This is a genomic window from Colwellia polaris (assembly GCF_002104515.1).
Classification (GTDB): domain Bacteria; phylum Pseudomonadota; class Gammaproteobacteria; order Enterobacterales; family Alteromonadaceae; genus Cognaticolwellia; species Cognaticolwellia polaris.
The window spans coordinates 212,483-226,912 of record NZ_NBOE01000001.1 but is presented as its reverse complement, the minus strand read 5'-3'; the positions used below and the strand labels follow the sequence as shown (position 1 = coordinate 226,912).

The following is a 14,430-nucleotide window of genomic DNA, read 5'->3' as shown; positions in this document are numbered from 1 at the left end:
GAGTTAAAGATTTATGAGCAATACATTATTAGATCAAGCCAAACAAGTGCGCAGCGGTGAAGAACTCGACATTGCCAATGTGCATGCGTGGTTATCGGCACATGTCGACGGGCTAACGGCACTACCAACAGTTACGCAATACGCCGGCGGTGCTTCAAATTGGACATATTGTTTAGATTACCCAGAGCAATCGTTGATATTACGCCGAGGCCCAGAAGGCACTAAAGCCAAAGGCGCACATGACATGGGGCGCGAGTATCGTCTGCAAGACGCTTTACGCCCTGTTTATCAATACGTACCAGAAATGAAAGCGTTTTGTGATGATGCCAGCGTTATTAATACTGACTTTTACGTGATGGAAAAATTAACCGGTATTATTCCGCGTAAAAACTTACCGCGCGATTTAGCCGTTACACCTGCACAAACGAAAAAACTTTGTCAGAACGTATTAGACTGCTTAGTTGAACTGCATCAAGTCGATTACCAAAAAGCGAACTTAGCGCACTTAGGTAAAGGTGTGGGCTATACCCAACGACAAATCGAAGGCTGGAGTGAGCGCTTTAGTAAAGCAAAAACTTGGAATGTACCTTCTGGCAAGTTTGTTATGAAATGGTTAGCAGAAAATATGCCTGCAAACGAGCGCATTTGTATTACCCATAACGATTTTAGATTCGACAACGTAGTGCTTGACGCCAATGACTACACCAAAGTATTAGGTGTGTTAGATTGGGAGTTAGCCACTTTAGGCGACCCTTTAATGGATTTAGGTAACACCTTAGCTTATTGGGTTGAACCCGGTGACGACTTTTTAGCACAATCGACCCGCCGACAACCAACGCACCTTGAGGGCATGCTAACCCGCAAAGAAGTGGTTGAATACTATTGTAAAAAAATGTCGATCACGGTTGACGATTTTACTTTTTACGAAGTCTACGGTTTATTTAGATTGGCTGGCATAGTACAGCAAATTTATTATCGTTATCATCATGGTCAAACCAACAACCCCGCTTTTAAAAACTTCTGGATATTTGTTCATTACCTCATGCATCGCTGTAAAAAAGCGATCCGCAACCAAGGTAAATAATATGACAGTGTTTTATTTGGTCAGACATGGCCAAGCCAGTTTCTCTGCTGATAACTATGATCAACTCTCCGATATCGGCATCGAGCAAGCTTTGCTGGTTGGCCGCTATTTAGAAAAGAAAATACCCAAGCTAACTAAAGTTATTTCCGGTGAAATGTTACGTCACAAACAAACCGCTCAGCATAGCCTGTTAGCATTTGCATCATCAAAATATGCTACGCCACCTGCACAAGAAGTCGATTTGGCTTGGAATGAATACGATCATCAAAATATTTTAGCCGCCTACAATAGCGAATTAGCGACACCAAGTCGTGCAAGAAAATATTTAGCGAAACAAGAAAATCCAACAACGCATTTTAAAGAGTTATTTATTAATGCTATAAACCAATGGATACAAGCCGACGAAAAAACTCCGCAAGCTAACAACACTGAATACAGCGAGTCTTTTTCAGCTTTTGGTCGCCGCGTGATCAACGCGCTTGAACAGGCTGCACACCAAAACCCGAACGGACATGTGGTTATTTATACCTCTGGCGGACCTATTAGCATTATTGTATGTTACTTACTCGGCTTACCTTTATCGCGCTTTATTGATATTAATTGGAGTTTAGTTAATGCGGGTGTAACCAAAGTTGTTACACGTACAACGAGCAATAAGTTAACGCTTTCAACCCTAAACGAGCATGATATTTTTGAGCAACAGAGCACAAAAAAATTGATCACCTATACCTAACATTAATAAGTGACAAAATTTACATTATTCGTCATTACAACTAAAAAATTACAACAATAAGAGAATCCCATGACCCGACAAAATATTTTAATTACTGGCGCCAGCTCAGGGCTTGGTAAAGGCATGGCAATTGAGTTTGCTAAACAAGGGCGAAACTTAGCGCTATGCGCACGCCGAGTGGAAAACCTTGAAGAACTTAAAGCTGAGTTAGCACAAATAAACCCTAATATTACTGTCGTTACCAAAGCGCTTGATGTTAACGACCACCCTGCGGTGTTCGAGGTTTTCAACGCATTTAGAGATGAATTAGGCAGCTTAGACCGAGTAATAATAAATGCAGGCATGGGAAAAGGCGCCTCTATTGGTACCGGCTATTTTCATGCTAACAAGCAAACAGCAGAAACAAACTTTATAGCCGCCATTGCACAAGCAGAAGCGGCTATGGAAATATTCAGAGCACAAAATAGTGGTCATCTTGTCACCATATCATCTATTAGTGCAGTACGAGGATTTAGACGCGCAATGACCGTATATGCTGCCACTAAAGCCGCTATAACGTCATTAAGTGAAGGCATACGCGTTGATGTGATGGGTACACCGATTAAAGTCAGTTGTATTCACCCAGGCTTTATTCGAAGTGAAATTAACGAAACAGTAAAAACCGTGCCGTTTATTGTTGATTTGGAAACTGGCTGTAAAGCTTTGGTAAAATCTATAAATAAAGAAAAAGCCAATAGCTTTGTGCCAAGTTGGCCTTGGGCATTTTTGCACTGGATCTTGCGTATTGTGCCGGCCAGCACTTTAAGAAAAATGAGTTAATTGCGCGATTAAAAAAGGCAGTAACAAGAAGCAAATTTTTACTCCTTGTTACTGCCTTAACAGCGTTTTGATTATTTACGCTATTTTTAAATATTCTTTAATAATTTCAGCACCAGTATCAGCTTGAATTGGTTTAAATATAAAACCTGAAATACCTTCACTTGCACAGCTTTGTATAAGCGCTTGATCTGTTACCGATGACAACATAACCACAGGAACATTACTACCATTAGCACGAATGTTAGCTAAAGCTGCATCGCCATTCATTTCACCCATAACAACATCCATAAACATAAAGTCAGGTTGTTGCTCTTGCACCATAGTAACAGCTACTGAACCATCGTCAGCTTCAATAACATTGTTATAGCCCAATTGTGCTAAGTAACGTTTTAACGCTTTGCGTATCATGCCACTGTCATCTACTAACAATATTTTACTCTCTAATGGCAAAACCTTAGTGTGTGGGTTACTTATGCCTCTACTCGCTTCACGCTTAATGCCGATTGATTGATACTCAACATTACGGATTAATAAGTTAAAGTAATAACGTCCTACACCTTCAACAGTAATTGGCACAGTAATAACTTCTTTTACGCCGGCCAAATATTTATCCATATCATTTACATCATGAACAAAGTACGGGCTTGAAAACTTATAATCTAAGCTATAACGGCCATGTAAATCAGTTGAACGACCAACAATAGTGTTGCCCCATTCAGCTAATGCATGACTTAATTCTTCATTAATTTCAGTAAATTGATATTTTTCTTCAAACATATGTTCACAAACAGAGTTACCAATAGCAATGGCGGTTTCTGGATAATGATGCATCATAATAACACCGTCTAAACCACCGGTAACTTCAGAGCATACTGCATAGCCTTTAAAGCGAAAGTCATCAACATTATCGACAAAAGCTTCTCCAGCTTCGCCAACTAAGTTCGTCATTGCTTTTAAACTGGCAAGTGACTCATTAATAAATGGGTATAAAATAACTTTATATAACGCTTCTACTGACATGATTTTTCCTTGTTTATAATTATTTCTACGACAATTTTTCTAGTACAATACTAAGCTCAAACAATAAACACAAATTTAGCTTATTTCACGATAAATTTCATCTGTAAATGAAATGTATTTTATTACTCAAACTAAGTGTATATCTGAGATGAAAGCAAAATAGGTTACCACTTAACTGAGCAAATTTCACTATATCAAAAGTTGCTTATCTATAGGGAAAAAGTCACTCGCGGCATTAATTAATGACTGAGCCGTTAATGTTGTAACACCATAAACATGTGTTTTTACGCCATCGCGTAACATAACTTTTCTGAGCAATAAATCAAAGTCGCCATCACCTGATAGTAATACGACGATATCAACTTCGGGTGCTGCTTCCATAACATCAATTGCAATACCTACATCCCAATCACCTTTTGCAGAGCCGTCTCTGCGCTGAATAAAAGGTTTAAGCTTCACATCAAAACCTATGTGTTTTAGCGCTTTTTGAAATTTATGCTGTTGGTCGTCACTAGGTTGTATGGCATAAGCATTAGCCAGTACAATTTCACCTTGCTGGCTAATTTGCTGCCAGAAAGCGCGATAATTAAATGGCTGTTGAAAAGCATCACGTGTGGTGTAATAGATATTTTGTACATCTACAAATATAGCTATTTTTAATGCTTGCGGGCTATTTTGCATAAGCTTCCTATTGTCTAAATGAAGTAAAACTTGCCAATACTTCAGTTATTTCTTTATATTTCATTATAGTACTCTGAATACGTGCTTTTAGCAGTTAATTGTTAGTGTATAAAACTACTCATCGCCAATCTCAAAGAAGTACAGGTATAATAGCCAATATAAAATGCAGTTGTGCACTAAGCCAAACGAACTCTACCGAGAAAACGAGATACCGTTCAAGCTAAGTGTTACCATAACCAGTCAAATAAAACTGAGTAAAACATGATGTTAGCCATTCGTAAGTTATTTTATTTATTATTACGTTTACCGATAAAAATATTAGTACGTTGCAAAGTTGTTGCCGACGAAATTATTAATTCAGGTCAATTAAGTCCTGAGCAACCGGTATTTTATGTATTACGTCACCAATCAGCCAGTGATGTGTTATCACTGCGCACTGCTTGTAAGCATGCGAATTTACCTGACCCGTTAAAGCCAGTTAATGTTGATGGACAAACCTTATCTCGGTTACTTTTTTTAGAAAAACCTACCGCGTTATTTAACTGGCGAACACCGAAGAAAACCTCAGCAATAGCACAAGGTTTTGAATTACTTAGTGCTCACGCGAATAATGAAAAACTAGACGCTCAACTTATTCCTGCCAATGTAATTTGGGGCCGTACCCCAACAAAAGAGAAAAACAATACCAACGTTGGCGCATTGTTAGCTGATCAAGAATCTCCAACTTGGTTAAGAAAATTCTTTATCGTACTTTTTCTAGGTCGTCACACTATGGTGCGTTTTAGTGAAGCGATTTCTTTTCGTCATATGGCAGATAAACATGGTAGTACCGAAGGCAGCGCCCATAAACTAATCCGCATTGCGCGTTTTCATTTTCATCGCCAAACTATTGCAGCTACAGGCCCTAGGCTGATGCATCGCCAACAAATGTTTGCTAATTTAATGGTTAATCCGGCAATTAAACGGGTAATCAATGAAGAAGCAGAAAGTAAAAAAATTACTCAAGCAGAAGCGAAGAAGCAAGCATTAGCCATAATGGACGAAATTGCTGGTGATTATCGAGATGTTACTGTGCGTTTTGGTGAACGAATTTTAGGTTGGTTATGGAATCGTCTTTATAACGGCATAGAAGTTAGTAAAGCTGAGCGATTAAGAAATCTAGCCCAAGAAGGCCATGAAATTATTTACGTGCCTTGCCATCGTAGCCACATGGACTATTTATTACTCACTTACGTAATATTTCAACAAGGCCTAGTTACACCGCGTATTGCCGCGGGTATCAATTTAAACTTTTGGCCAGCGGGGCCAATTTTCAGAAAAGCCGGTGCCTTTTTTATTCGCCGTAGCTTTAAGGGGAATCGTCTTTACTCCACTATTTTTCGTGAATATTTAAGCCTACTTTTTGAACGCGGCTATTCGGTAAAATATTACTCGGAAGGCGGCCGCAGCAGAACCGGTAGATTACTATCACCCAAAACAGGCATGCTCGCCATGACCATTCAAAGTATGCTGCGCGGTATTGATCGCCCATTAACCTTAGTGCCGGTTTATTTAGGTTACGAGCATGTAATGGAAGTAGGTACTTATCATAAAGAGTTAAGTGGTAGTAAAAAGAAAGGTGAGTCCATTTTTGGCGTTATCAAAGCGATTCGAAATTTACGTAACTACGGTAAAGGTTATGTTAATTTTGGCGAGCCGATCAATATTAATCAGTTTTTGAATAATCAGGTACCTGATTGGAAACAAGCAATCGATCCGATAGACCCACAAAAGCCTCAGTGGCTAAATCCTTGCGTTAATGTTTTAGCTCAACAAGTTATGACTTCTATTAACCAATGTACTGCATTAAACGGCGTTGCTTTAGTCTCTTTGATTTTACATGCAACTGAAAACAAAGCACTGACGAAAGCCGAGTTAATCAGCCAGCTTGATTTTTTCATCGAATTACAACGTGCAGCGCCATATCATGCAGAGTTAACTCTACCGACAGAAACTGGCGCTGAACTTTTAGAGCATGTTATCTCATTAAATAAAGTCACCATTAACCAAGACAGTTTTGGTGACATTATTTCTTTAACGGAAAGTGCAATATTAGAACTACGTTATTATCGCAACAATATTCTGCACACTTTTATACTGCCATCACTAGTTTGCCGTTTATTAGAACGTAATACTAAAATTACGCCAGAAAATTTACTCGGCCAAACGCAACGTTTAGTCGAGTTACTCAAAACTGATTTATTTTTATGGCAGTCACCTGAAGACATCGCCCTGCAAGTAACAGCTGTTTGTGATTTCTTAGCAGAAAAAGGCATTGTAAAACAAAGTAAATCTGGAGCATGGTCTTTAAGTAGCGATGACGACGATAGAGCAAGTATTCGTTTAATTGCTGAATGTGTTAACGAAACTATGCAACGTTTCGCAATAATCACTTCTCTACTCGGTCAGCTAGCACCAATTAAAAAGGCTGAACTCAATGATAAAGTTGTTGCAATCGCTCAACGTTTATCAGTATTAAACAACATAAATGCGCCCGAGTTTATTGATAAAAAGGCGCAATTAACCTTAATAAATGCCATGAAAGATCAGGGCTATATTGTGTCAAATGAAGAGGATAAATTAGTAGACAGCAGTACGTTAGGGTTACTAAAAAGTTCAGTCAGTAACTTAGTCGATATAGAAGTTTTACAAAGTATTGTGCGTTAGCAAACATCGTGTTGAAATGATCTAAAATTAACGTATGACTAGGCCAATAATAAAGCTGGGTTTAGTCATACGTTTATGATGCCCAATATGGCATTAAATCCGTAATGTTAGGCTTAGAAATAAAAATCAGCTTATGCACTCGCATAAAGCAACCGTTACCTCTTTCAAATAAAACAAGCGTTCAGGTTACTTAAGCTAAAGGTACTCTATAGCTACACCAACAAATACGATCAAGCCTACGTAATGGTTATTTAAGAAAGCTTGGAAGCAGCGATCTCGCTCTCGCCCTGCAATTAAAATTTGTTGATAGCAGAAAAAACCCGCGGCAATAACCAACGACAGTTGATAAGGCCAGCCAAAAGCTAAAATATCACCGACCGTAAATAACAGTGCTAAGGTCATTAACTGCAAAAATAGAATGATACGTTTATCATTTTCACCAAAAATAACCGCGGTAGATTTAACGCCTATTCTTACATCGTCATCACGATCAACCATGGCATACATAGTGTCATAAGCAACGGTCCATAAAACGTTAGCCGTAAACAATAGCCAAGCAACAGTCGGTATTTCACCTTGCTCTTGAGCAAATGCCATGATCATCCCCCAACTAAAAGCGGCGCCCAACACCACTTGTGGAAAGTGAGTAATACGTTTCATAAAGGGATAACTTGCGGCTAAAAAAACCGCCACTACCGACAACATGATGGTGTAATCGCTTAAGGTCAGCACTAAAGAAAAAGCCAACAGAATAAAGGTAGAAAATAACTGTAATGCTTCGCTGCCTGATAAAGCGCCAGTAACTAGCGGCCTGTGTTGTGTACGTTTAACTTCGCCATCGACTTTACGATCAGCATAATCGTTAATAATACAGCCGGCGCTACGCATGAAAAAAACACCTAAACTAAAAATAACCAACATCTGCAACGACGGCCAGCCATCAGAAGCAATCCATAACGCCCAATAAGTTGGCCACAATAACAAATATGTGCCAATCGGCTTATCCATACGGGTAATTTGCTTAATCGCGGTTAACTTTTCTGTAAACTCACTCAATGTAATACCTTTTATATTGTGTTTTTATAGGCCATGGCGCCGGGTAAAAACACCTCTGCTACCATTAATGGTTTATTATCTAAAATAAAAATTGAGCGTCGGCCCCAAAGTGTTTCTTGACTAGTATTGAGGGCTAATGTTCCTACCAGCTTAGCAATACTAGAACTTGAGTTAAACTCAGCTACTTCAATTTTTTTGCGTTGTAAATCTGGGTGGTTAAACAATACTTGTCCTAAAGACTGCGTACCTAAATGCGCTAACTGCTGTTGTTCACCAGTTAAAGAGCTTAACGGTAATAAGCTACGCGCAAAGACCTGTGCTATTTCATCGCAATACAATAACACTTCTCGAACTAATACAGGTTCGCCACAAACAATGTCATTATTGGCCTCAGCAGCACTACAATTTTCAATTTTTTGTCCGAGCACTTCAACACGAAAATTTTGACAATGAGACTTAAGGCGCGCTGTTAAAGAACTAGGGTCAAGTAACCAACTGCTTAAGTTAGCATGAAGTGCAAAGCATTGTGAAGACTGCCAACGGGCAACCATTTGCACAGGAAATAATGAATGTTCTGTTGTCATACTTTAAAACTGTTTAGCCTCAACACGGATAAATAATAAGTAATTAATAACTTCAGCTAAAACCCTTTTAAACTACAGCAACAAATAGCGAATAATTCATTATGGGTTTAATTAGGGTAAAAGTTATTTGACGAAAAATCGACGTATGATAGCGTTTAGCTTAACAAAAATACAGCTTACTGCTTGTTTCTAAAAGCGCTACTTCCCCCTGATTTACCTAAACCAAACTTGGTTATTTTCACGCCAAGGCTATCAAGCTAATAAAAATAGTTAAATAAATCAGCGCATGATCAAAATTCGCGTTATTATTTAATAGTAATCAACCTATTTAACTGCTTAACACAAATAGTTAATTTATTTTTAATTTGAGTTTTAATGTATGAAAACATCTATTTTTTTAATGCTTGTACTACTAAGTTCGGCTGCGACTAAAGCGGCAGATTATGCCTACTTTGGTTTCGAACCTTCTATTGTTACGAATTACGTCGCTGTTAAGAAAAAAATGGGTTATGTTCGCCTAACAGTAGAGTTGATGATCGAAGATGCAAGCAATTATGAAATTGTTGAGCATCACTCACCATTATTGCGAGATGCCATTATCAATATTATTGGTCAGCAACCTGAATCAAAAGTAAAATCTATTAATGGTCGCCATGAAATACAGCGTTTGTGTGAAGACAAAGTAAAAGAATTACTAGAAAAAGAAACTGGTAAACCATTAATTAAAAAGCTTTTATTTACTCAATGGCTAGATAATTAAGCCGTTATTTCAAACGAATGAACAATCTGCTTAATGCTATATTAGCGAGTTTAAAACACAGCCATCATACTCAGTGACTGTGTTTTTTTGTTTTTAAAACCTGTAAAAAAGCTAAAGCACAGCCACTGACTAAACCTAATAAATGCGCTGTATTAGCAACATTTATTGGCATTAAACTGGTATAACCAAGTAATAGCCAGAACAGCATAAAGCCGATAATAGGTTTAGATAATGACAAACCTTTTTCTGGCATTAACCAGCCCATCCACCACACATAGCCGACAAGCGCGTATACCACGCCTGATAAGCCACCAAAATTTGGTCCATCAACCATAAACTGACCAAGATTCGAAACCAGCGCGGAAACAATTAAAACACTAAACAAGCTGAACTTACCGTTAACTTGTTCTATGGAGCCACCTAACTGCCACCACCACATGGTATTAAAAACAATGTGTAACCATGAGAAGTGAAAAAATGCGGGTCCTAATAATCGGTGAGGTGCTTGTAAAATGGCATCGACACTTAACTGAGAATAAAAATGTAAATGCTGAAATATAGCATTACCCCAGCCAAGATTGCTGCCAAGGAATACTAGCCAACAGATAACAAAAACAGCTAGCGTTACGACACCTGCATGTGAAAAGAATTGCTTTTTAAAGCTGCTAGCCAAGGTAGGAAAACTTGAACTCACATCAGTTACATCACCATTTTGCCAAGCCGCTTGTTGATATTTGGCTTGTTCCGGTTGCTGAATAAACTGTTCAAACTCTTGTTGTACGAAGTCAAACTTATCTTGCTGACAATAAATAACAAAGCCATCGGCTTCTTTTTCAACTTGCGTTCGAATTTGTAGTGTTTTTAAGTAATCACAAAAAAGTAACGCAATATTATGTTGCGTTACTTTAACCAGCGGTTGTAATTCAGTGTTTTGCATTAACGGGCTACAACATCCGGATGCTGTAATTGCCAATCGGCAAAGCCACCATCCAAAGAGTACACTTCGGTGAAGTCTTGACTGATCAAAAACTGCGCCGCTTGTTGGCTTGAAATACCATGGTAACAACACACCACAACGGGGGCATCAAAATCAGCATCGCGTAAAAAGTCAGGTAAGCTTTCATTACTTAAATGAATTGCATTCGGAATATGCCCTGATTGAAACGAGGCCGGATCACGAATATCCACCACCACATAAGATTCATCAGCTAATACTTGGTGCAGTTCACTGATCTGCATATGCTTAAAACTTTCTTCGCTACTTGCCATTTTTCATTATTCCCAATTTAAGATAACTTTGCCTGATTGCCCTGAACGCATGATATCAAAACCTTGCTGAAAATCATCAATATTAAAGTGATGGGTGATAATTGGCGTTAAATCTAAGCCAGATTGGATTAAACTCGCCATTTTATACCAAGTTTCAAACATTTCACGGCCATAAATACCTTTAATGGTTAATCCTTTGAAAATAATTTGGCTCCAATCAATTGCCATATCTTGTCCAGGAATACCTAGCATGGCAATTTTGCCGCCATTGTTCATATTGGCTAACATATCAGTAAAGGCAGATGGTACGCCTGACATTTCCATACCAACATCAAAACCTTCAGACATGCCTAAATCAGCCATAACATCTGTTAGTTTTTCTTTGCTGACATCAACTGCACGCGTTGCGCCCATTTTACGAGCAAGGTCTAAGCGATATTCATTTACATCGGTAATAACCACATGGCGAGCGCCGACATGCTTAGCGACAGCCACCGCCATAATACCGATAGGACCAGCGCCGGTAATTAAAACATCTTCGCCAACTAAATCAAACGATAATGCCGTGTGTACTGCGTTACCAAACGGGTCAAAAATAGCCGCTAAATCATCAGAAATTTCATCGGGTAATTTAAAAGCATTAAATGCAGGAATAACTAAATACTCGGCGAATGAGCCTTCACGGTTAACGCCAACACCAACCGTGTTACGGCATAAATGCGTGCGACCGCCGCGACAATTACGACAATGACCACAAGTTATATGACCTTCGCCCGATACCCGATCACCTAATGCAAAACCTTTAACTTCTTGGCCAATGCCAACGACTTCACCCGCATATTCATGACCAACAACCATAGGTACAGGAATAGTTTTTTGTGACCACTCATCCCAGTTGTAAATATGAATATCGGTACCACAAATGGCGGTTTTTTTAATTTTGATTAACAGATCATTGTGACCTAACTCTGGCTTAGGCGAGTCGGTCATCCAAATGCCTGGTTCTGCTTTTAATTTCGCTAATGACTTCATGTTTAACCCTCAATCACGTTCATTTCTTTACCGATACGAATAAAGGCTTCAATGGCTTTATCTAACTCAGCTTTCGTGTGTGCAGCAGAAATTTGTGTACGAATACGTGCTTGGCCTTTTGGTACCACAGGGAATGAGAAGCCAATAACATAAATACCTTCCGCTAATAATCGATCAGCCATGGCACTTGCCACTTTTGCATCACCTAACATCACAGGCACAATGGCGTGGTCAGCACCAGCACAAGTAAAACCTGCAGCTTCCATTTGGGTTCTAAAATACGCGGCATTATCTTTTAAGGTTTTACGTAGCTCGTCACCTTCCGCTAATAAATCAATGACTTTAATTGACGCATTAACAATAGCAGGCGCTAACGAGTTAGAGAATAAGTACGGACGTGAGCGTTGACGTAACCATTCAACCACTTCTTTTTTAGCCGAAGTGTAACCACCTGAAGCACCACCCATCGCTTTACCTAAAGTACCGGTAATAATATCTACTCGACCCATTACATCGCAATATTCGTGGCTACCACGGCCTTGTTCACCCACAAAACCAACGGCATGAGAGTCGTCAACCATTACCATGGCATTGTATTTGTCGGCTAAGTCACAAACCGCTTTTAAATTTGCGATAACACCATCCATTGAAAACACACCGTCGGTAGCAATTAACTTAAAGCGTGCGCCAGCTTCATCGGCTTCTATTAAACGTGCTTCAAGCTCTGCTGCATCATTGTTTGCATAACGAAAACGTTTAGCCTTACATAAACGTACACCATCGATAATTGAAGCATGGTTTAAAGAGTCAGAAATAATCGCGTCTTCAGGGCCTAATAAGGTTTCAAACAAACCAGCATTTGCGTCGAAACATGAAGAATATAAAATGGTGTCTTCCATACCTAAAAAGGTACTTAATTTTTGCTCTAATGTTTTATGGATATCTTGCGTACCACAAATAAAACGTACTGATGCCATACCAAAACCGTGTTCATCTAAGCCTTCTTTAGCCGCAGCAATTAACGAAGGGTGGTTCGCTAAACCTAAGTAATTATTGGCACAAAAGTTTATTACATCTTCACCGGTATTTACGGCAATTTGTGGTTGCTGTGCGGTAGTAATTACCCGTTCAGCTTTATATAAACCATCTTCTTTTACTTGGTTTATTTGCGAAGTTAAGTGAGCATAAAAGTTATTTGTATCAGCAGAATTGGTCACGGTAATTCCTTAAAAAGTTATTGTCTTTCAATCATCGTATTATCCGCTCAGATGCTGTTTTTAGCAAAGTGACACTACGTGATAATTCGACCTTCTTTATAGTTAAATTGACATATAACAATGTCAATGTGTAACATTAGGTACTGTATTTTGCATTATTAATGCTCAGGAGCCTTAATTGCTAACCGAAAAAGATGAAGAACTGCTCTCCATATTACGACTGAATGCCCGTGCAAGTGTGTCAGACATGGCAAGGGCAACCGGTGTTTCAAGAACGGCGATACAAAACCGACTCAATAAGCTTGAAAATAATAATGTTATTGAAGCATACAGTGTAGTGCTTGGCAGCGAATATACCAGTGGCTTAATTTCTTCTAACGTTTCTTTAAAAGTGAACCCTAACCTGAGAAAAACCATCTGTTTAGCATTAAGAAAAGTACATCAAATCAGTCATATTTATTCTATTAGCGGAGAATACGACTTATTGGTAACCATACAAGCCAGCACATTAGAGAAATTAAGCGAAGTTCTGAATATGGTGTGCTCGCTTGAAGGTGTAGCAAGAACCAATTCTTCTATTATTCTTGATACCATTTTTAAACGTTAATTATTCAACTAGCGTACTCTTTAACCAAATTGATAGATTGTTATTCAGGTAAGTCTGTTTTTTCAATAATTGAACGCTAGAATCGTTACCCTTAAATGTTTGCAGTACTGAATGGCTATCACCACTCCATTCAAACAATTCCTGAGCATTAAGCATAGCTTCAGTTAAGTATTTTGCACTGAGCAAATAAATGGGCATATCGGCTAAGTGCTTAAATTGCTCTTTATCGTCAACACTAAGTTCGGGCGAGAGCATAACCACACTTTTTAACGCGGTTTTTTGTGCCAAGTAAATCGCTTGATTACTACTGCAACCACTTGTTACCACACTAATGCCTTGCTTATTTTTCATCGCACCTTGTAAATACTGGTAAGCTAAATATACATCGTTTTGCCAATGCATCATCAATGTAGCTAACTGGCCTTGATAACTAACAATGTTATCAGCCTTTATTCGAAGACTTTTATCAGAATAGTCTTGATTTTGACTAGCACCAAAGCCGCGTAAATCTAACGCTAAAACAAAAAAATCTTGTTTAACAAGTGCGGAATATAAGCCGTGAAAATCTTTCGATGTGTTTTTGCAGTCATGAAGTAACAAAACACCACCTGCCGTTGCTGAACCAAGATGCAATTTCGCTGATAGCTTAAATTGATCAAGCACGGTTAACTCAACCATGCTACTGGGACTAGTCGTATCTTTTAACGTAAGCGGTTGCGCTGCAAGTTGCTGAGTTACTACAAAAGTTAATAAGCATAAAGCACGTTTTAGTATTGAGGTTTTCACCTTACTATTTCGATTAATTTGAGACTTATTCATACGTTACCTAAAACTCCATGCACTACTGACAAACCTTTCTCGG

General features: G+C 38.7%; 15 protein-coding genes. 6 read left to right on the top strand and 9 right to left on the bottom strand.

From position 1 onward, the window contains the following. Positions 1–13 precede the first annotated feature (13 nt). From B6A32_RS01015 to B6A32_RS01005, 3 genes are all read left to right on the top strand, one after another. A complete protein-coding gene (locus B6A32_RS01015) occupies positions 14–1,084 on the top strand; it encodes a phosphotransferase family protein (protein ID WP_085300901.1) in 1,071 nt (356 codons plus the stop codon). Position 1,085: 1 nt separating this feature from the next. Further along, complete coding sequence (locus tag B6A32_RS01010; RefSeq protein WP_085300900.1) at positions 1,086–1,817, top strand: histidine phosphatase family protein; 732 nt, start codon at positions 1,086–1,088, stop codon at positions 1,815–1,817. Between the two features lie 69 nt (positions 1,818–1,886). Then, positions 1,887–2,636 carry an SDR family oxidoreductase gene (locus B6A32_RS01005; protein ID WP_085300899.1) on the top strand — a complete coding sequence of 250 codons (750 nt, stop codon included), beginning with the start codon at positions 1,887–1,889 and terminating at the stop codon, positions 2,634–2,636. Between the two features lie 75 nt (positions 2,637–2,711). Here B6A32_RS01005 and B6A32_RS01000 read toward each other — a convergent pair whose 3' ends face one another. Further along, entirely contained in the window at positions 2,712–3,656 is a 945-nt protein-coding gene (locus B6A32_RS01000) for a response regulator (protein ID WP_085300898.1), read from the bottom strand. A 189-nt stretch (positions 3,657–3,845) separates the two neighbouring features. Then, positions 3,846–4,337 carry an NYN domain-containing protein gene (locus tag B6A32_RS00995; protein ID WP_085300897.1) on the bottom strand — a complete coding sequence of 164 codons (492 nt, stop codon included), beginning with the start codon at positions 4,335–4,337 and terminating at the stop codon, positions 3,846–3,848. Positions 4,338–4,598: 261 nt separating this feature from the next. Between B6A32_RS00995 and plsB the strand changes: the two genes are divergently transcribed. After that, positions 4,599–7,043 (top strand): glycerol-3-phosphate 1-O-acyltransferase PlsB, encoded by a 2,445-nt coding sequence (gene plsB / locus B6A32_RS00990; protein ID WP_233131287.1) that lies wholly within the window; start codon positions 4,599–4,601, stop codon positions 7,041–7,043. Between the two features lie 195 nt (positions 7,044–7,238). Here plsB and ubiA read toward each other — a convergent pair whose 3' ends face one another. Both ubiA and B6A32_RS00980 read right to left on the bottom strand, forming a co-directional pair. Continuing rightward, on the bottom strand, positions 7,239–8,099 hold the full coding sequence (ubiA, locus tag B6A32_RS00985) for a 4-hydroxybenzoate octaprenyltransferase (RefSeq protein WP_085300896.1): 861 nt from the start codon (positions 8,097–8,099) through the stop codon (positions 7,239–7,241). Between the two features lie 11 nt (positions 8,100–8,110). Beyond that, positions 8,111–8,683: a chorismate--pyruvate lyase family protein gene (locus B6A32_RS00980; protein ID WP_233131286.1), complete on the bottom strand. Its 573-nt coding sequence runs from the start codon at positions 8,681–8,683 to the stop codon at positions 8,111–8,113. A 379-nt stretch (positions 8,684–9,062) separates the two neighbouring features. Between B6A32_RS00980 and B6A32_RS00975 the strand changes: the two genes are divergently transcribed. Then, positions 9,063–9,443 (top strand): flagellar basal body-associated protein FliL, encoded by a 381-nt coding sequence (locus tag B6A32_RS00975; RefSeq protein ID WP_085300895.1) that lies wholly within the window; start codon positions 9,063–9,065, stop codon positions 9,441–9,443. Positions 9,444–9,513: 70 nt separating this feature from the next. Here the strand turns inward: B6A32_RS00975 and glpG are convergent, their stop codons facing one another. Genes glpG through B6A32_RS00955 form a run of 4 tightly spaced genes read right to left on the bottom strand, consistent with a single transcriptional unit; the run spans position 9,514 to position 12,961 of the window. Beyond that, positions 9,514–10,380, bottom strand: coding sequence for a rhomboid family intramembrane serine protease GlpG (glpG, locus tag B6A32_RS00970; RefSeq protein WP_085300894.1), 867 nt, complete (start codon positions 10,378–10,380; stop codon positions 9,514–9,516). Continuing rightward, positions 10,380–10,712, bottom strand: coding sequence for a thiosulfate sulfurtransferase GlpE (glpE, locus tag B6A32_RS00965; protein ID WP_085300893.1), 333 nt, complete (start codon positions 10,710–10,712; stop codon positions 10,380–10,382). Before glpE ends, glpG begins: the two co-directional genes overlap by 1 nt. Positions 10,713–10,718: 6 nt before the next feature. Next, positions 10,719–11,744, bottom strand: a complete 1,026-nt coding sequence (gene tdh, locus B6A32_RS00960) for an L-threonine 3-dehydrogenase (RefSeq protein WP_085300892.1) — start codon at positions 11,742–11,744, stop codon at positions 10,719–10,721. A gap of 2 nt (positions 11,745–11,746) precedes the next feature. Beyond that, a complete protein-coding gene (locus B6A32_RS00955; protein ID WP_085300891.1) occupies positions 11,747–12,961 on the bottom strand; it encodes a glycine C-acetyltransferase in 1,215 nt (404 codons plus the stop codon). 178 nt (positions 12,962–13,139) lie between these two features. On the opposite strand from B6A32_RS00955, the gene B6A32_RS00950 reads away from it, so the two are divergent. Next, positions 13,140–13,568, top strand: a complete 429-nt coding sequence (locus B6A32_RS00950) for an Lrp/AsnC family transcriptional regulator (protein WP_081179719.1) — start codon at positions 13,140–13,142, stop codon at positions 13,566–13,568. On the opposite strand, the gene B6A32_RS00945 is transcribed toward B6A32_RS00950, so the two are convergent. Continuing rightward, positions 13,569–14,387 carry an alpha/beta fold hydrolase gene (locus tag B6A32_RS00945; RefSeq protein WP_085300890.1) on the bottom strand — a complete coding sequence of 273 codons (819 nt, stop codon included), beginning with the start codon at positions 14,385–14,387 and terminating at the stop codon, positions 13,569–13,571. Positions 14,388–14,430 lie beyond the last annotated feature (43 nt).

Coding starts and splice junctions, on each gene's coding strand:
- B6A32_RS01015 (WP_085300901.1), top strand. CDS start 14: ATGAGCAATACATTATTAGATCAAGCCAAACAAGTGCGCAGCGGTGAA.
- glpE (WP_085300893.1), bottom strand. CDS start 10,712: ATGGCAAGTAGCGAAGAAAGTTTTAAGCATATGCAGATCAGTGAACTG.
- B6A32_RS01005 (WP_085300899.1), top strand. CDS start 1,887: ATGACCCGACAAAATATTTTAATTACTGGCGCCAGCTCAGGGCTTGGT.
- glpG (WP_085300894.1), bottom strand. CDS start 10,380: ATGCAAAACACTGAATTACAACCGCTGGTTAAAGTAACGCAACATAAT.
- B6A32_RS00995 (WP_085300897.1), bottom strand. CDS start 4,337: ATGCAAAATAGCCCGCAAGCATTAAAAATAGCTATATTTGTAGATGTA.
- plsB (WP_233131287.1), top strand. CDS start 4,599: ATGATGTTAGCCATTCGTAAGTTATTTTATTTATTATTACGTTTACCG.
- B6A32_RS00945 (WP_085300890.1), bottom strand. CDS start 14,387: ATGAATAAGTCTCAAATTAATCGAAATAGTAAGGTGAAAACCTCAATA.
- B6A32_RS00980 (WP_233131286.1), bottom strand. CDS start 8,683: ATGACAACAGAACATTCATTATTTCCTGTGCAAATGGTTGCCCGTTGG.
- B6A32_RS01000 (WP_085300898.1), bottom strand. CDS start 3,656: ATGTCAGTAGAAGCGTTATATAAAGTTATTTTATACCCATTTATTAAT.
- B6A32_RS01010 (WP_085300900.1), top strand. CDS start 1,086: ATGACAGTGTTTTATTTGGTCAGACATGGCCAAGCCAGTTTCTCTGCT.
- tdh (WP_085300892.1), bottom strand. CDS start 11,744: ATGAAGTCATTAGCGAAATTAAAAGCAGAACCAGGCATTTGGATGACC.
- B6A32_RS00975 (WP_085300895.1), top strand. CDS start 9,063: ATGAAAACATCTATTTTTTTAATGCTTGTACTACTAAGTTCGGCTGCG.